The organism is Microcystis sp. LE19-41.2A (assembly GCF_027530405.1).
Taxonomy (GTDB): Bacteria; Cyanobacteriota; Cyanobacteriia; order Cyanobacteriales; family Microcystaceae; genus Microcystis; species Microcystis aeruginosa.
The window spans coordinates 1-17,587 of the sequence record NZ_JAPZQJ010000389.1; the positions used below are offsets into that span (position 1 = coordinate 1).

The window sequence follows — 17,587 nt, forward strand, 5'->3', positions numbered from 1 at the left end:
GCCAAGCTTTTCTGGTCGGAACCCCCTAAGCCGAGTTTTCAAGGTGCTGCGCCGTCCACTTGGTTTTCGAGACTGGCCTTTTAATTCTAACGTAAAGCCAACCTAGAACGGCGGGGTTTCAGACCCAAAATTTCCGATGAATCCCTAAAAATAATTCTAACTGTTGACTCCATAACCAGCCCTGTTCATTCGCTGCAATTTCTTCGTATTTTCCTGCCATCAACTGAAACCCCTTAAATTCTAAACTGGTGAGATCAAACCAAAAATAATTAGGAGTCCGGAAAGTTTCCTGATAAATTTCTTTCTTTAAACCTCTATCAGTTTCTGCCGTTGAATCAGACAAAATCTCGATGATGACCTGGGGATATTTCCCCTCTTCTTCCCACACTACCCAACTTTTACGCGGTTTTCTTGCTACTCCCAAAACCACAAAAAAATCAGGACCCCTAAAATATTCTGATTTTCGTTGATTAGGGCTGTAATAAATAGTCAGATTACCAAAAGCATAGAAATCTTGGCGGTCTTTCCATAATAACTCTAGTGATTGGATCAAAAGCATCAATTGACGCAGATGTAACTCTGTTTCCATAGGGGGTTCATCACTCAGTAAATCACTTTTGGGAAAGATAATTTCCTTTAACTCATCTTCAACAATAACCATGACGACCACTCAATTATTTAATCTTCCCTATTTTAGCTCTTCAGTAGAGCGTTCTACGGTTTCCTATCAACCTAACCGTTTAGCAGGATTACGACGCTTTGCCATAGCGATTACCTTTCTCAATATTTTAGGTCATACTGTCCTCGGATTTGAACAATCTTGGGCGCAACCTCTGGTGGCTTTAGCAACAGGTTACAGCGTAGAATTATTATTAGAAAGCGTTGATGCTGGGGTAAATAGCTTTAAACCTAGATATTTAGGAAGTATCGGTCAGTTTGTCGATTTTCTGCTTTCTGCCCATATTACCTCATTAGCGATCGCTATGTTACTCTATGCTAATGAGCGTTTATTTCCGATTATGTTTGCAGTAGCGGTGGCTATCGGATCTAAAGCAATTTTTCGGTTAAAAGTGGCGGATAAAACCCGTCATTTTCTCAATCCTTCTAATTTTGGTATTAGCGTTACCTTACTCTTATTTCCTTGGATTGGCATCGCGCCCCCCTATCAGTTTACCGAGAATTTAAGCGGTTGGGCAGATTGGATTTTACCCGTCTTAATTGTTTGTACGGGAACGTTTTTAAATGCCCGTTTTACTCGTAAATTGCCTTTAATTGCGGGATGGTTAGGGGCTTTTATCTTACAAGCAATCCTCAGAAGTGCTATCTTTCACACAGCGTTAATCCCCGCCCTATTACCCATGACAGGGGTGGCTTTTGTCCTCTTTACTTTCTATATGGTAACGGATCCGGGAACAACACCAATTAACCCCCGTGAGCAGATAATTTTCGGGGCATCTGTAGCCGTTGCTTATGGCATTTTGATGTCCTTTCATGTTGTTTTTGGGATGTTTTTCGGATTGACACTGGTGTGTTGTTTCAGAGGGTTGATATTAGCGGTTGAACCCTTAAAAGCAAAATTACCCCTAGTACAGGCTTCCGGCATTTTATCAACTCCTTAACCAATATATTATGCGGTTTTTGTGGGCAAAGCCCACCCTACAGCTTTTAGCTACAAACTACAAATGAAAAGGGCGTAAGCCTTACGCCCCTACAGTAACATTCTCCTGGTCATTGACTATGAAAGCTTCTCCTCAAATTGCTATTGTTGGCATGGCTTGTCTTTATCCTGATGCCGATTCTCCACAGGAATTATGGGAAAATGTCCTGTCTCAGCGTCGGGCATTTCGTCGCTTTCCCTCAGAGCGATTATCGTTAAGTGACTACTATTCTCCCGATAAAAGCGCCCCTGATGTCATTTATTCGACTCAAGCTGCCGTTATTGAGGGCTATGAATTCGATCGCATTGCTTATAAAGTGGTGGGGAGTACCTTTCGTTCGGCTGATTTAGCCCACTGGTTAGCGTTAGATATTGCGTCTCAGGCGTTGAATGATGCCGGATTTCCCGACGGAAAGGGGTTAAATAAAGAAACAACCGGGGTTTTACTGGGAAATACTCTCACAGGCGAGTTATCGCGGGCTAATACCCTAAGATTGCGTTGGCCCTATGTGCGTCATAGGGTAGAAGAACAATTATTAAAACAAGGATTATCGGACAAAGAACGGCAAATTTTCTTAAATGAATTAGAAAATCGCTTTAAAGAACCCTTTGAACCGATTGGAGAGGAGTCTTTAGCGGGAAATCTCGCGAATACGATAGCGGGGAGAATTTGTAATTATTTTGACTTAAAAGGGGGCGGATATATCGTCGATGGGGCTTGTAGTTCCTCTTTACTGGCAGTAGCGAATGGTTGTTCGGCTTTAGTCGCTGAAGATTTAGATATCGCTTTAGTCGGGGGTGTGGATATTAGTATGGACCCTTTTGAGTTGGTGGGTTTTGCCAAAACGGGGGCCTTAGCCTCTGGGGAGATGAAAGTGTATGATCAAGGGTCTAATGGGTTTATTCCGGGGGAAGGATGCGGTTTTCTGGTGTTAATGCGTCATGGGGATGCCCTAGCCCAAAATAAACGGATTTATGCTGTTATTCAAGGTTGGGGGATTTCTTCCGATGGCAAAGGCGGAATTACTCGTCCAGAAGTGGAAGGACAGTTATTGGCTTTAAATCGCGCCTATAAACGGGCTGAATTTACGGGGGATACTATAGCTTATTTTGAAGGCCATGGTACGGGAACGGCGGTGGGTGATGGAACCGAATTAGAAGTTTTATCTCGTATTCATCCAGATACGGTAAATAAAGCCGTTATTGGTTCAATTAAAGCGAATATTGGCCATACTAAGGCGGCGGCAGGGATAGCAGGGTTAATTAAGGCGACTATGGCGGTTCATCGTCAAATTTTACCACCAGTGACGGGATGCGATCGCCCTCAGGCTCGGTTAACCGAAGACAAGGCAAGGTTACAGGTATTAAAAGAGGGGCAAATCTGGCCAAATTCCTTACCTTTACGGGCAGGAGTGAGTGCCATGGGTTTTGGGGGCATTAATAGTCATATTATCATAGAGGGATTAAGTCAGATTCGTCGTCACACTTTAACGCCACAGGAACAAAAATTAATCCATTCTCCCCAAGATGCGGAGTTATTCCTATTGAGTGCAAATAGTCAAGAAGACTTACAAGCACAGGTTAATCGGTTATTAAATATTGTTCCTCGCATATCCCAGTCAGAAATGACGGATCTTGCCGTTGAATTAGCGAAAAAGGTAAATCCTCATTTACCCTATCGTCTGGCCATTATTGCATCTTCCCCCGATAGCTTAACCAATCACCTTGTAGGAGCGCAAGGCTTGCACTCATTGATCCCCCCCGGTCAAAATTTAGATAATATCTTTACCAATCACGAAAAACAGATCAATAAAATAGGTTTTCTCTTTCCGGGGCAATCCGCACCAGTTTATCTTCATGGGGGACTCTGGGAAAGACGTTTTCCTGTGATTAAACAATTATATAACAAGGCTCAGTTAGCCAAGGGTAAGGATAACACGGTGACGAATATTGCTCAACCGGCGATCATTACGGCTTGCCTAGGGGGGTTACAACTCTTAGAAAACTTAAATATTAAAGCAGATTTAGCCATAGGACACAGTTTAGGGGAATTATGCGCTTTATTTTGGGCAAATGCCTATGATAAGACTCAATTAATTAATCTAGCTAAAATTCGCGGTCAAGCAATGGCACAACTGGGCCACCCAACAGGTAGAATGGCCAGCATTAACGCCGATGCAGAAACGGTTAAAAGTTTATTAAATGGACGTATTGTTGAGATTGCGGGATTAAATTCACCCTATCAGACAATAATCTCAGGAGAGGAATTAGGGATTAAGGATGTTGTTGAAAAAGCCCAAAATAAAGGCATTAAAACCGTTTATTTGCCTGTCTCCCATGCCTTCCATTCTCCCCTAGTGGCCCCGGCCGTGCAACCCTTAGAAGATTATTTACAAACTTATACCTTAAATTCCCTGGAAAAAACGGTTATTTCTACCGTAACGGGCGAAAAATTGCCATTAAATACCGACTGGCGCTCGCTTTTGTTAGAACAAATGACCTCACCGGTGCGCTTCATCGATGCAGTCAAGTCAGCAGAGAAAGAGGTTGATTTATTCATTGAAGTGGGTTCAGGTTCGATATTAAGCCGTTTAGTGGCAGATATAACGGATATTCCCGTAATTTCTCTCGATAGCAGTAGTGAGTCTTTACAAGGGTTATTGAAAACGGTTGCAGTGATGTTTGTTAATGGTGTCAAGGTTAACTATCAAGGGTTATTTGAAGATAGATTTAGTCGTCCCTTTAATTTAGACTATCAACCCCATTTTATTGGCAATCCATGTGAGATCAAGGCAAAGGGCAAAAGTCAACAGGCAAAAGTAGAGAATATTGATCTTTTATTACCTAATCATAGCCAAAACCTCAAACCTAATACCTCAAACCTGAAACCTCAAACCTCAAAAATTGAAGTTATTCGTCAATTAGTCGCACAAAAAACAGAGTTACCCCTAGAAACCATTGAAAATCATCATCGCTTGTTGGCGGATCTGCACCTTAATTCTATCAGTGTCAGTCAATTAGTGATCGAAGCAGCGCGTCAGTTAGACTTATCTCCTCCCCATTCACCGACAGATTATGCCAATGCAACTATTCAGGATCTAGCAGCAGCTTTAGAAGAATTAGGCAAAAATAATTCCCAAATTCCTCAAGAATCAATCCCGATGGGTGTTGATAATTGGCTGCGTGCGTTTACGGTTGAATTAATCGAAAAACCGTTAATTAAATCAGATAAAAAGCAAATAAATCGAGAAAAAGCAGGAAATTGGCATATTATCGCCCATGCTGATCATCCTTTATTACCTAACTTATCTGTTTTACAACCCACCTTAAAGCATGAGCAGGAAAAAGGGATCATTATTTGTTTAAAACCCTATCCTGATGAATCAGAAATTGGTTTGCTTTTAAAAGGAGCAAAATTATCTATAAAAGAGAAAAAACCCTTGATTTTGATTCAACAAGGAGGAGGATATGCGTCCTTTGCGAGAACTTTTTATCTAGAAAATCGTCAAATTCCCACCTGTGTGATTGATATTCCTTTTCATCATCCCAATGCAGTTAATATCATTCTCTCAGAAATCACTGCAACCGATAGCTATACAGAAGTTTATTATGATGAAAACGGAAAACGGTTTGTTCGTCAATTAAACTTGTTAGGGTTAGAAAAAGATACCGATAACCCTAAGCAGAAAAAAGCCCTAAAAAGGTCAAATAAAAGCAAAGTCAAGGAGCTTCTTTTGGTGACGGGGGGAGGGAGAGGTATTGCCTCAGAATGTGCCTTATCCTTAGCTAAAGAAAATAAAGCTACCTTAGCGATTTTAGGACGTTCTCAACCTGAAGATAACCGAGAATTAGCCGAAAATTTAGCAAGAATGAAGTCTGCAAACATCCAAGTCCATTATTATTCTTGTGATGTCAGTGATGCTGAGTCAGTTCAGCAAACTATCGCCGAAATTAAGAAAAATTTAGGAGAAATTACGGGAATTTTACACGGTGCAGGGGTTAATACACCGAAATTAATTCAACATCTCGAACCAGAAGATTTTATAGCAACTTTAGCTCCAAAAGTCAAGGGTTTGCAACATATCTTAACGGAAATTAACCCCGATTCTCTCAACTATTTAATCACCTTCGGTTCAATTATTGCCGAGACTGGATTGAAAGGAGAAGCAGACTATGGGTTAGCCAATGAATGGTTAGGGGATATTGTAGCGGAATTTAGTCGAAAATACCCTAATTGTCGCTGTTTAAACCTAGAATGGTCGGTTTGGTCCGGTATTGGCATGGGAGAACGTTTAGGAACAGTTGAAAAGCTAAGAAATGAAGGTATTACCCCTATTTCTCCCGATATTGGCATTAAATACTTACATTTACTTTTAAATCAATCCCTAACCACTGCCTCTGTTATCATCGCCGGGCGTTTTGGTGAACCTCCGACTTTAAGCTTAAAACCGCAAGAATTATCTTTTTTACGCTTTTTAGAGACAAAGAAAGTTCATTACACGGGAATTGAACTGATTACTGAAGCAGAATTATCCTTAGACAATGATCCTTATTTACAAGATCATGTTTATCAAGGAGAATACATTTTCCCCGGTGTCCTGGGGTTAGAAGCGATCGCGCAGGTGGCCACTGCATTACTCCCCACCTTAGCAAGGAAGGAGGATCAAACCCTTAACAAGGGGGAAAACCAAGATCCCCCTTCCGTCCCCCTTAACAAGGGGGAAACTGGAGGATTAAGGTTTGAATCGGTTAAATTTAACCGTCCGATCGTGGTTTCTGCCGATCAACCCTTAAAGATACAAATTGCTACCTTAATCACCGATTCTGGAAAGGTTAAGGCCGTTATTCGCTGTGCCAATACAGGGTTTAGTATCGATCATTTTGAAGCCATCATCAGCCATTCTTCTGTGGGGGTGCCAGACTGTCGTCCATTGATTCCCCCTGTCCCCCTTAAAGAAGGAAAAAATAACCCTCAAATTAACCCAGATAAGGACTTATATGGTCATTTATTGTTCCATAAAGCAAGATTTCAACGAATTAAGGGTTATTCTCATCTCAAAGCAACCGAATGTATTGCAGAAATTAAGATTGAGCAAAAAACTGCTTGGTTTAGTCGTTATTTACCTCAATCCCTGATTTTAGGCGATGCAGGGGCAAGAGATGCCGTTATCCATGCTTTACAAGCTTGTGTTCCCCATGCCACTATTTTACCCACTGGCATAGAACGCTTAACGGTATATTCTGTCAATTTAGGCGAAAATCAGTTTGTTTCAGCCAAAGAAAGACTGCATCAAGGAGATACCTTTGTCTATGATCTTGAGGTATTCAATAACGATGGCAATCTCTTAGAAGTGTGGCAAGGATTGGAATTAAAGGTGATTAAACACAGAAATCCTCAAGATCCCTGGATTCCAGCCCTTTTACCCTGTTATTTAGAACGAAAGATCAAGGAGATGATGCCTAATGTCGATTTAACTTTAATTCTCGATCGGGATGCAACGGTAGAAAGACGAGTCAGAAGCGATCGCAGTTTAGGGATGTTAACCTCATCCCCTAGTGTAATTCAGCGTCGGGGGGATGGCAAGCCCGAATTAAGCGATAACGAGGCGGTTTCGGTGTCTCATGCGGAAGATTTAACCCTTGTGCTTAAGGGTGCGTCAGGATGCGATCTGGAACCGATTATCCCCCGTGATGTGCAGATGTGGCGCGATTTATTGGGGGAAAATTCCTTTAATTTAGCGGAGGTAATTAGTCAAGAGAATCATGAGGATTTTAATATGGCAGCGACTCGCATTTGGTCTGCTAAAGAAAGTATTAAGAAAGCGGGTTTGAGTCTCGATATCCCGTTAACTTTATCATCTTTCTCTCAACAATTAACCCCTTTATCCCCTATTTTGTGGTTATCTTCAGGAAAGGATTTAATCATCACTTTACCTGTTTCTTTCCGAGAAATCAAGACAGCTTTCATCTTGGCAATATTTGTCCAAACAGTTCAGAAAAAATCGGACTTACTTCAGACAGAACCAGCAAAGGTTTTCTGATAAAAATTATCCAGTTTTACCCTTTTTTAAACCACAGGAGAACCAAATCATGACTACAGTTCGACAAATTCCCAACCAAAGAAACCCTATTCAACTGATTTCAAATATCATCCGTTCTTTCGTTTATGCGATGAATGGACGCTGGCATAAATTGGGGATGCAAATCTTTATGATAGTGACTATTGCCCACATCTCAGAACATATTATTCAAGCTTATCAATTGTGGGGTTTAGGATGGCCGAGACCGGAATGTTTAGGGTTATTAGGACTCTGGAAACCTTGGTTAATGCGCTCGGAATGGCTACACTATGGACACGCTCTTTTTATGTTATTAGGGTTAGCCATTTTTCGTCCTTCTTTTCATGGAAAAGCTCGTCTTTGGTGGGATTTGGCTTTAGGATTACAATTCTATCATCATTTTGAACACGCTTTACTCTTAGGACAGGCAATTATTGGTCAAAACTTATGGGATTCTCGCGTTCCTATTAGTATTGGACAAATTTGGTTTCCTCGGTTAGAACTGCATCTTTTCTATAACTTAATGGTTCTAATTCCCATGATGATTGCCATGTATTATCATCGTTTTCCACCTATGAATGAGGGGAGATTAGTTTAAATTTTAGCCAAAGTTAAAGAAAGTATTAGGAAAATGGGGGTAAATGAGTATTTACCCTATTCTTCTAGTTAATTGTGCTGAAAAGTTGTCTCTAGTTCTTAAAAAAAGCATGATTGCTCTCCTTCTCATATTATGATAAAGAGTCATTAACTAGCTGTTGAAATTCCCCCAATGAATTAATAGTAATACTGGGGACAAAAAGACCCTCTAAGACAGACACATCCTCAATTTGGTTAATCGTTTCAATCAGGGAATTAGGAATCTCCCCAAAACGACTTTGTAAAGCCAAAATGATATGTTTTTGGTTAGTTAATTTAGCTCCTTCTTCGAGAGCCATTTCTTCTATGGTGCTTAAAAAAGGCATGATTGCTCTCCTCCTCGTATTAATTAAGATAAAGAGTCATTAACTAAATGTTGAAATTCCTCCAATGAATTAATAGTAATACTGGGAACAAAAAGACTCTCTAAGACAGACACATCCTCAATTTGGTTAATCGTTTCAATCAGGGAATTAGGAATCTCCCCAAAACGACTTTGTAAAGCTAAAATAATATACTTTTGGCTAGTTAATTTAGCTCCTTCTTCGAGAGCCATTTCTTCTATGGTGCTTAAAAAAGGCATTTTGTTTTCCTCCTCGTATTGACTGAGTTTTGTTTTAAAGTTAAGTTGAAGTTGCGGGGGTAAGGTCATCATTTTATCAATGAATTTCCCTAGATTGATAATCTCAAACTTGGTTAATCCCCTTTGATATAAACCTCTGACTAAGTTCCACTTCCATTGTTCACGCTCCCTGAGATTATTAGTCGTAGCCTTAGTTTTTAGGTGTGCCATGACTATTATAGCCCAAATATTCTCACTTTGTTCTAAGTCTTCCCATTGATAATCCAATAATTTGACCATTAAAAAATCGACTTTCACTTGACTTCCCCCTAACCCATATTGATAAAAATCAGGTCGCCAAGACCTACTTTCATCCCCTAAAATAGCTAAACTAATAACAGGTTTATGGTACAAATCAAAGGCTCGATAATTATAAATAAACATTCGTTGAGGGAATTTTAGATCATATTGACTTTGGACTTCAATATGAATTAAAAGCCAGATTTCCTGATTATCTAATAACCAAACTTTCAATAATTTATCAGCATAGCGTTGCTCAGTTTCCGCAGCTGCCGTAATTTGTTCTAATTCTTTATCAAGGGAAATAGGGGTTTGATTCCAGTCAATTTCTTGATAAATATTGGGATAAAAGAAGTTTAAGAACTCTGCCAAATAAGTGCTAATCGCTTCTTTCCATGTTTTGTCGTAATTAGCTGTCACCTCAGCCATGCCTTTCCCACCTAATTGCTATATAATAAATAATATCCTAATCTTTCAAAAACAATGGACAATTCTAACCCTACTCCTATCCCCTGCGAAAATAGTGATACTTCTTCCTTAGAAACCGCTAACCACAAACCCTTTTGGAAAGCCATTGTGGAAATTGGTGAAAAAGTTCCCATTGAAGAGTGGAACAAATTACCTAAAGATTTTGCTCGCAATTTTGAACATTATATGTATGGCGCACCCAGAGACGAGGATTACGAAGACGAATGAGAAAGATTTTTTTAGATACTGCTTATCTTCAAGCACTGGTTGACACTCGTGATAGTTTACATCAATCTTCTGTAGCTATTACCGACGAATTAGATATATTTCTATCTGTTACTAGCGAAATGGTGTTAACTGAATTACTCAATGCCTTATCTGGAAGGGGTGGGTATTTAAGGGATGCTGCCCTAGATATTGTAGATAAATTACACCAAGACTCATCAGTAGAAATTATCCCTCAAACCTCTCAGTTATTTACCGAAGCATTGCTATTTTATCGCCAAAGACGAGATAAAAGCTATAGCTTAACAGATTGTGCTTCGATGTTGATTATGAGACAACAAAATATCTCCGATGTTTTAACTTTTGATCGCCATTTTCAACAAGAAGGATTTAATGCACTACTGAGAAATTAGGAGGTAAAATAACTAATTGACTTTTTGAGCTACTTCTGCTAGACAATCAAAGTGACGACCATATTTAACAATAATCGTCATCGATCCTCGATAATCAATTAACCCTGTCATTACCGCTTTAACTGCACCAATTTCTTGATTAACAAATCGTTCCCAATTTTCTCTAGTTGCTGAAAAAATCGGTAAAGATTCATCCATTTCTTCAATCAGTTCTAAACTAACAATCTGACCCTGATCATCCCATTCTGAACAAACAGAAACCCCCTGATGATCACTAAACCAAAGAATTACTTTTCCCAATTTAGTGAACTTTTTACCTAAGTTTTCTTGTTCGTTCCATGTCGTTTGATAGGCAGACCACCATTCTTGAGAAAAACGAGTTAACGGTTGATTCATGAGGTATAATCAGAAAATAAAAAACTTGTGTTTAGTTTACCATTATCAGGATAACCTATGATCATCTTAAAATTCCTACTTTATGCCCCTCAGGGTAAGCGCATCTTAACAATCCTTGACAAAATGAACTTTATATGGGTTGCCTACCCAGAGCGCGGTTTAGACATATTTGAGTAGAATTTGCCATCGCAGTTGTTAAGCAACAATCGACCAAATAAGAGGACAAGCAGCTGACAAAATTGGTCAATTGTCAATAGCGTTCTTTTAAAACCGTTGTTAATCTCGAAAAATCGCTAAATAATCATGATGAAAGCCTACGAATATCATCACATTGTCAGTTTTCAAGAAACCAATTTAGTCGGTAATGTTTATTATGCCAATTATGTGCAATGGCAAGGTCGTTGTCGAGAAATGTTTCTCAAAGATAATGCCCCAGATATTATCACAGAATTATGCCAAGGATTAGCCTTAGTAACGGTTCGAGTATCCTGTGAGTATCTGTCCGAATTATTTGCCTTTGATCATGTTATTATTCGGATGCGTTTAGGAGAGATTAAACAAAACCGAATTACCATGTTATTTGAATATTGGCGAGTGACTGATGAAGGGGAAGAATTAGTGGCAAAAGGGGAACAACAGACGGCCTGTATGCGACGAGAGGATAGTGAAACCAGACCCACTCCAATTCCTGCTCAACTGAAATTAGCTTTAGAAAACTATCACATCCCGATCTAAAAGATAACCCGAGGAATGTGAGATAAAAATAACCGATAAAAAATGACTCTCCTAGACTGGTTATAGCCAATTAGTGGTTTAAATGAGCTTAACCCGAAACTTCCGCCGCTTTCATTTATCCCAGCATGAGCCGACTCCTGTTGAGGCGGCTTGCCTAGATGACCACACTACCCGTAAACCTTTTCAAACATACTCTAAAAAATATCGGCAGGATCGGCATATTGGAGCTTATTAATAGCCGTGGCTCCAGCAATCAAGGACATGAGCAAGGTTAAGCCAAAGACGAATATTGCTCTAGTAGGGGTCATTTCAATGGGAAGTAAGGTGTATTTTTGGGTAAAATAATACTGAATCATCCCTAATAAAAAGCCAGGAATATAACCTAATACTGCAATAATCAGAGCTTGCTGAAAGACGAGCCACAGAAGATAACGATTGTGATATCCCATTGCTTTTAGAGTTGCATATTCTGCTAAGTGTTCTGCAACATTGGTATAAAGAATTTGATAAACAACCACAATCCCGACCACTAATCCTAAAAATACCCCCAAATTAAAAATAAAACCAATAGCTGTACTGGTTGCCCAATAATTTTTTTCAAAGTTAATAAACTCTTGCTTGCTTAATATTTTGACATCTTTCGGCAAATATTTCTTTAACTTTTTGAGTAAGGATTGCCGATCAATATCTGGTTGAAACTTAATTAAGCCAATATCAATGAACCGAGATGAACGATTCTGAAATATTCTTAAAAAGTTAGGGTAGCTCATTAATAAGTTACCATCTGAACCAAAAGATGTCCCTAATTCAAAGAGACCAACCACTTCTATTTTTCGATTATTACCAGAATTTCCCACCTCAGTAATAATAGTTTTACCCTTCTGGAAATCTTCAGCAATATTTCCAAACTCTCTACGAGAATTTTGGTCAAATAAGGTGGTATATTTTATCTTTAATTTTTGCCAATTTTCTTTGATTCCCACTGCCTTAAATGCTTGATATCTTAAGTCAATTCCAATGACAAAAATATTACGCCAATAGTTTTTTGTATCGGGATTTTTCCATTGAGCATAGCCTACATAGATTGGACTGACTAATTCCACTTCATTAAAGGATAAGACTTGTAATAGTCTTCGCTCACTAAAACTTTCCATGGCAATTAAGGATGTAGAACGAGGACTAATCAGGAAAGCATCACCTTCTAAACTATTATGTAAATGAACAGCACTCTCAAATAAAGCATCTCGAATTCCCAACTGCATAAAAATAATCACAGTGGAAAAAATAATACCAGATAGTGCAACAATTAAACGAGTTCTTTTATGAGCTAATTGTAACCAAGCAGTAGGAATATTCATCTTCTGAATGAGTTATTTAGTTAGGATGAATGATCACATTAATCTTTAAGTTAGTTAACCGATTAACTTTAGCACTAGAGCGATGATCTAAGCTAATTTTTACCTCGACGACTCTAGCATCTGTATCGACAACAGGATCGGTTCCTAAAACATCTTGTCGTCCCACTTTCCAACCTATTTCTTCCACAGTTCCCTCTAAATCTCCGAGCATTTTATCGGTTTTTATCGTTACAGATTGACCTAATTTAACTCGACTAATATCGGTTTCATACACTTCTGCTGTCACATACATTTTTTGGATATTTCCCAATTCTAAAATCCCTTCATTTTTCACTAATTCTCCAGGAAAAGTATTAATTTTTAAAATTATTCCTGCATGGGGCGCACGCACATAGGATAATTCTAATTCCGCCTGAGCGCGTTCTACATTAGCCTTAGCTGTCATTACTTCATCTTGAGCAATTTGAAGATCAACAGGACGAATTTCCGTAACTGCACTTAACATAGCTTGGTTTTCTTGAATTTGTTGTTCTAAAGTATTAAGAGTTCGTTGTAGATTGGCTCTGGCTTCCTGAATTTTTTGTTCTAAGGTAGTCGTAATGCGTTGCAAGTTAGCCTCAGCTTCTTGGAGTCTTTTTTGTGTAGTTGTCGCCTCTAAACAAAATCGCTCTTTTTCCCCTTGAGAAACTGCACCATTACGGTATAAAGATTGATAACGTTGACAATCTGTGAGAGAATTATTCAATTCTGCTTTAATTCTTTCAACGGTAGCTTTTTGTCCTAGTTTTTCCCCTTCAAGTTCCGATTCCAAACTAGAGATCGCTGCTGTTTGCCTCATTATTTGTCCCTCTAATTCCGCTTTGCTTTGACGCATACGGGAATCTTGAGCCATAATTTCGCCTTTTTTTGCCCCTTCTCTCACTTTTTCGAGTTTAGATGCTGCTAAACCCAGATTTGCTTGAGCTTGTTTCAGGGCTGCTCGCAAACGGGCATTATTATCTAAAATAGCCATAATTTCGCCTTTTTCAACTTTTTCTCCCTGTTTTACCAGTATTTTATCTACTCTACTTCCTTCCAAAAAGGCAGTAGCTGATATTTGAGTAATTCCACCTTGGGGTTCAAGATAACCAAGGGCAGCAACAGCTTCGGGAGTATCAGGAGAAACCGTCGGGGAAATCGATAACTGGGAAGCTTTCAAGGATGATTCTGGTCTAAAATAGAAGATAATAACGGTTGTTCCCAAGCTAAATCCCATAAAAGCTCCTAAAAGACCCCAAAACCAATATTTTAAAGAATAGGAATTTTGAAGGCGAAAGTTAGCCATTGTTGTTAACAGGGATAAGGATTCATCAAATAAACTTTGTTTAAGGTAACATGAGGTCATATCTTCGGCCTCCCATCAAGGGTTGTCAACTTTGTCAACTTTTTTTAACAATGGCATCTAATTTCTCAGGCGCACCCTTCGAGCATCCTGCTGTCAATTTTGATCACAAATTTTCTCCTAGGCAGGTAAATCGTTTTCCACAACGATTGTTGCTCCTTTCACCCCAAGCGGCAACCTTTAATCAGCGTGGATTCATCTGTGATCCGCAAAGCCGCAGCCCGGCTGTTCAGCCTCAAAAACAGATATATTTGGAAACGATCGGGCAAACTTTTATCTATGGCTATAATGCAGCAATTATGGCTCATTCTCTCACGGACTTGTTTCCTCTTCTTGAAGGTGTCACGCTCAATTTGAGAGGATTTGCTTATGAAGGGGCAGCGATGGCTTTATCTTTGCTAGATTGTTTAACCCTGGGTAAGCGCAATCGCTTTGAGCATTTTTTAGCAAACGAGGGGAAAAAGCATATTTACATGGCCTATGTAGGGAAAGGATGGCAATTAGCCCGTATTCCTTTTTCTTTGCGCTTTTATCTCCAAAAATTAGAACATTCTGCCCAACATTTTCCAGATTCCCTATTAGGTTGGTTAGCCCTTGACGGCTATGGATTTCATCAAGGATACTTTGCCTGGCCTAAGTATATCCGAGAGAGAAAGTCTCCTCAAGAATTATCGGGTTATGCGCGTCTTGTTTTTGCTCAAGGGTTAGGGCGCAGTCTTTGGTTTGTGAAAGGGGCAAATATTCCCGAAATTGCCGATCAGATCCAAAAATTCGACCCGCTGCTTCAACCCCATTTATGGAGTGGGATCGGCTTGGCTTGCACTTATGCGGGGGGAGTGTCTCCCGAAGAAATTCAACATTTAAAACAGCTTGCTGAACCTTATAGAGCAGAATTAGCCCAGGGAGCAGCTTTTGCCGCAAAAGCACGTTTACTAGCCGAAAACTGCCAGGAAAATACCGAAATAGCCTGTCAAATTTTGTGTGGAATGGCTATTACTGAAACAGCCAAGATCACTGATGATACCCTCATCGGCTTAGATTACCACGACCAAATCCCTGCCTATGAACAATGGCGACAAGCCATCCAAAGTCATTTTCGCACCTAATCCCCTCAACTGTCTTAAGCTTAGATTGAATGTAGTTACTTCTTTGAAACCATGAATCGTTTGGAAAAATTCATCCGAGGCCATAGTAAGTCTATCTTGGCATTGGGGCTAATTTTAGTCTTATTCTCTGTTTCCCGTCTCCCCGCCCTATCAATGGCCGAAAGAGATGCGATCGCTTCTCGCTTTGCCTTTACTCGTTTTCCCTTACCCGAATTAGAAAATCAACCCTATCAAGTAGAAAGACCGACAAATCCCAGTTTAAGCCGTCATTCGGGCTGGATTTCGGCAGTTGGGGCGGCAGTTGCCCTGGGGGATTTCGATGGAGATGGCTTGGATAATGATCTCTGTCATGTAGAAACCCAAAGTAATCAGGTGATTATCTCGCCTGTTCCGGGTACGGGCAATCGTTATCAGCCCTTCACCCTGAATGTCACCGATTTTGACTATAACGACCAAACCATGGCCCCCATGGGATGTATTCCCAGTGATCTCAATGAAGATGGACTCAGGGATCTATTGGTGTATTATTGGGGACGAACACCGATCGCTTTTATCAGGCAAGATCAAGGTTATCTTCAGCAGCAAATCAGCCAAAAAAGGGAAAAATGGTACACCAACGCGGCAACCTTCTCGGATTTAGATGGGGACGGACACCCAGACTTAATCATTGGCAATTACTTCCCAGATAATGCCGAGATTTTGGATGTCAATTCCCAGAAAATCGAGAAAATGCAAGATTCGATGACCCGTGCTTATAATGGCGGTAAAAATCGAGTTTTCTTGTGGTCCGATGCCTCTACCACTGGAGTGACTTATCAAGAAGTCCAAGATGCTTTTGAGGAGAAAATTGCTCATGGTTGGACATTGGCCGTCGGAACAGCCGATTTAGACGGGGATTTATTGCCAGAGATTTATTTTGCCAATGATTTCGGACCCGATCGCCTCTTACATAATCGTTCTACTAGAGGACATCTCCAATTTGCCTTACTGGAAGGGCAAAAAGGTTTAACGACACCTAATTCTAAGGTACTGGGCCATGATGGCTTTAAGGGAATGGGGGTAGATTTCGGAGATATTAACCATGATGGACTCCTAGACATCTATGTGAGTAATATTGCTTCGGAATACGCCCTAGAGGAAAGTCATTTTCTCTTTACCAGTACGGGAGAAACGGAGAAAATGTCCCGAGGAATCGCCCCTTATGTCGATAAAAGCGAACCCCTGGGAGTCTCTCGTAGTGGCTGGAGTTGGGAAACAAAATTCGGCGATTTTGATAATGATGGGGAGTTAGAAGCGTTGCAAGCCACAGGATTTCGTAAAGGTGACATCAATCGTTGGCCGGAATTACATGAGTTAGCCATGAGTAATGATCAAGTCCTGAAAATCCCCAATAGTTGGTTTCATTTCCAAGATGGAGACGATTTAAGTGGTCATCAACATAATCCCTTTTTTGTGCGGGGTAAAGATGGACGTTACTATGATTTGGCATCGCAATTAAGCTTAGATGATCCCTCTGTCACCAGAGGAATTGCCACCGCCGATGTGGATGGAGATGGGGATTTAGACTTTGTAGTGGCAAATCAGTGGGAAACCTCTTATTTTTACCGCAATGATAGTCCAAATATCGGTCAATCTCTGGAATTAGAGCTTTTAAACCCTGCGCTCTCCCCTAATCCCTCTTCAGAAAAAGGGAAAATGGGTATCCCCGCAATTGGCGCAGCGGTTAAGGTGTCTCTACCTGATGGCAGTCAGCTGGTGGCGCAGGTAGATGGGGGCAATGGTCATTCTGGCGTGAGAAGTCCAGTATTACACTTTGGTTTAGGCAAAATTGACCCTAATACCGCTTTACCCGTTGACATTCAATGGCGTAACCACAAGGGAGAAATTAAGCAAACCCAGTTATTATTAACATCGGGTAAACAGACAATTTTGCTAGAGCAATCGGTTTAAAATCATTCTGTAAAGGGCCTAAGGTTTGCGCCCTTTATCGTTAGGTATGACGGGGACTGACCTCCCGATCCTTATTTAGCTCCGTCCGCCGCCTGGCAGTCGGTGGACGTTAAGTTAAAATGCTTGTGGATTCGGTCTGACGGGGGCATAATTTTCCGATTGTGTCTAGTTAGGGTCTGCTGAAAAAGTTTTTCGGTGGTGGCAGGGTGTGGGGTGTGGGGTGTGGGGTGTGGGGTTTTACCGGTTTTGAGGGGGCCAATTACCTAATTTTCAGGGAAAAAGTCCAGGAATTTTCCCCCTGATCACTCCCATGCCCGGTACTTTTTGATTGACAAAAAGTC

General features: G+C 40.3%; 14 protein-coding genes. 8 read left to right on the forward strand and 6 right to left on the reverse strand.

What is annotated here, in order from left to right:
• Positions 1-118 precede the first annotated feature (118 nt).
• Positions 119-661, reverse strand: a complete 543-nt coding sequence (locus O9290_RS15860) for a Uma2 family endonuclease (RefSeq protein ID WP_012264720.1) — start codon at positions 659-661, stop codon at positions 119-121.
• Here O9290_RS15860 and O9290_RS15865 point away from each other — a divergent pair.
• The 3 genes from O9290_RS15865 to O9290_RS15875 all read left to right on the forward strand — a co-directional run bounded on the left by O9290_RS15865 (position 660) and on the right by O9290_RS15875 (position 8,314).
• Complete coding sequence (locus tag O9290_RS15865; RefSeq protein ID WP_287658811.1) at positions 660-1,619, forward strand: enediyne biosynthesis protein UnbU; 960 nt, start codon at positions 660-662, stop codon at positions 1,617-1,619. The genes O9290_RS15860 and O9290_RS15865 overlap by 2 nt on opposite strands.
• 118 nt (positions 1,620-1,737) lie before the next feature.
• Entirely contained in the window at positions 1,738-7,698 is a 5,961-nt protein-coding gene (locus O9290_RS15870; RefSeq protein WP_288056041.1) for a type I polyketide synthase, read from the forward strand.
• Positions 7,699-7,747: 49 nt separating this feature from the next.
• Positions 7,748-8,314: a hypothetical protein gene (locus O9290_RS15875; protein WP_002762574.1), complete on the forward strand. Its 567-nt coding sequence runs from the start codon at positions 7,748-7,750 to the stop codon at positions 8,312-8,314.
• 130 nt (positions 8,315-8,444) lie between these two features.
• Here O9290_RS15875 and O9290_RS15880 read toward each other — a convergent pair whose 3' ends face one another.
• Entirely contained in the window at positions 8,445-8,678 is a 234-nt protein-coding gene (locus O9290_RS15880) for a hypothetical protein (protein WP_002762575.1), read from the reverse strand.
• A 23-nt stretch (positions 8,679-8,701) separates the two neighbouring features.
• Positions 8,702-9,643, reverse strand: coding sequence for an RpnC/YadD family protein (locus O9290_RS15885; RefSeq protein WP_265795684.1), 942 nt, complete (start codon positions 9,641-9,643; stop codon positions 8,702-8,704).
• 54 nt (positions 9,644-9,697) lie between these two features.
• Between O9290_RS15885 and O9290_RS15890 the strand changes: the two genes are divergently transcribed.
• The gene (locus tag O9290_RS15890; RefSeq protein WP_002762577.1) at positions 9,698-9,910 is read left to right on the forward strand and encodes a hypothetical protein; all 213 of its coding nucleotides are present in this window, start codon (positions 9,698-9,700) and stop codon (positions 9,908-9,910) included.
• A complete protein-coding gene (locus tag O9290_RS15895) occupies positions 9,907-10,320 on the forward strand; it encodes a type II toxin-antitoxin system VapC family toxin (protein ID WP_002762578.1) in 414 nt (137 codons plus the stop codon). Before O9290_RS15890 ends, O9290_RS15895 begins: the two co-directional genes overlap by 4 nt.
• 12 nt (positions 10,321-10,332) lie before the next feature.
• Here O9290_RS15895 and O9290_RS15900 read toward each other — a convergent pair whose 3' ends face one another.
• Entirely contained in the window at positions 10,333-10,716 is a 384-nt protein-coding gene (locus O9290_RS15900; RefSeq protein WP_002762579.1) for a hypothetical protein, read from the reverse strand.
• 303 nt (positions 10,717-11,019) lie between these two features.
• On the opposite strand from O9290_RS15900, the gene O9290_RS15905 reads away from it, so the two are divergent.
• Complete coding sequence (locus O9290_RS15905) at positions 11,020-11,451, forward strand: acyl-CoA thioesterase (RefSeq protein ID WP_002762580.1); 432 nt, start codon at positions 11,020-11,022, stop codon at positions 11,449-11,451.
• A gap of 194 nt (positions 11,452-11,645) precedes the next feature.
• Here the strand turns inward: O9290_RS15905 and devC are convergent, their stop codons facing one another.
• Both devC and O9290_RS15915 read right to left on the reverse strand, forming a co-directional pair.
• A complete protein-coding gene (devC, locus tag O9290_RS15910) occupies positions 11,646-12,809 on the reverse strand; it encodes an ABC transporter permease DevC (RefSeq protein ID WP_002762582.1) in 1,164 nt (387 codons plus the stop codon).
• Positions 12,810-12,825: 16 nt separating this feature from the next.
• Positions 12,826-14,193 (reverse strand): ABC exporter membrane fusion protein, encoded by a 1,368-nt coding sequence (locus O9290_RS15915; RefSeq protein WP_288087258.1) that lies wholly within the window; start codon positions 14,191-14,193, stop codon positions 12,826-12,828.
• A gap of 50 nt (positions 14,194-14,243) precedes the next feature.
• Between O9290_RS15915 and O9290_RS15920 the strand changes: the two genes are divergently transcribed.
• Positions 14,244-15,296: a DUF1702 family protein gene (locus tag O9290_RS15920; protein WP_002762585.1), complete on the forward strand. Its 1,053-nt coding sequence runs from the start codon at positions 14,244-14,246 to the stop codon at positions 15,294-15,296.
• Between the two features lie 51 nt (positions 15,297-15,347).
• Positions 15,348-17,246: a CRTAC1 family protein gene (locus O9290_RS15925; RefSeq protein WP_288059547.1), complete on the forward strand. Its 1,899-nt coding sequence runs from the start codon at positions 15,348-15,350 to the stop codon at positions 17,244-17,246.
• The last annotated feature ends 341 nt before the right edge of the window (positions 17,247-17,587 follow it).

Bases quoted from the DNA above. Each gene is read 5' to 3' on its own strand.
- O9290_RS15920 (WP_002762585.1), top strand. From the start codon at position 14,244: ATGGCATCTAATTTCTCAGGCGCACCCTTCGAGCATCCTGCTGTCAAT.
- O9290_RS15890 (WP_002762577.1), top strand. From the start codon at position 9,698: ATGGACAATTCTAACCCTACTCCTATCCCCTGCGAAAATAGTGATACT.
- O9290_RS15905 (WP_002762580.1), top strand. From the start codon at position 11,020: ATGATGAAAGCCTACGAATATCATCACATTGTCAGTTTTCAAGAAACC.
- O9290_RS15900 (WP_002762579.1), bottom strand. From the start codon at position 10,716: ATGAATCAACCGTTAACTCGTTTTTCTCAAGAATGGTGGTCTGCCTAT.
- O9290_RS15880 (WP_002762575.1), bottom strand. From the start codon at position 8,678: ATGCCTTTTTTAAGCACCATAGAAGAAATGGCTCTCGAAGAAGGAGCT.
- O9290_RS15885 (WP_265795684.1), bottom strand. From the start codon at position 9,643: ATGGCTGAGGTGACAGCTAATTACGACAAAACATGGAAAGAAGCGATT.
- O9290_RS15915 (WP_288087258.1), bottom strand. From the start codon at position 14,193: ATGACCTCATGTTACCTTAAACAAAGTTTATTTGATGAATCCTTATCC.
- O9290_RS15860 (WP_012264720.1), bottom strand. From the start codon at position 661: ATGGTTATTGTTGAAGATGAGTTAAAGGAAATTATCTTTCCCAAAAGT.
- O9290_RS15875 (WP_002762574.1), top strand. From the start codon at position 7,748: ATGACTACAGTTCGACAAATTCCCAACCAAAGAAACCCTATTCAACTG.
- O9290_RS15925 (WP_288059547.1), top strand. From the start codon at position 15,348: ATGAATCGTTTGGAAAAATTCATCCGAGGCCATAGTAAGTCTATCTTG.
- O9290_RS15870 (WP_288056041.1), top strand. From the start codon at position 1,738: ATGAAAGCTTCTCCTCAAATTGCTATTGTTGGCATGGCTTGTCTTTAT.
- devC (WP_002762582.1), bottom strand. From the start codon at position 12,809: ATGAATATTCCTACTGCTTGGTTACAATTAGCTCATAAAAGAACTCGT.
- O9290_RS15895 (WP_002762578.1), top strand. From the start codon at position 9,907: ATGAGAAAGATTTTTTTAGATACTGCTTATCTTCAAGCACTGGTTGAC.
- O9290_RS15865 (WP_287658811.1), top strand. From the start codon at position 660: ATGACGACCACTCAATTATTTAATCTTCCCTATTTTAGCTCTTCAGTA.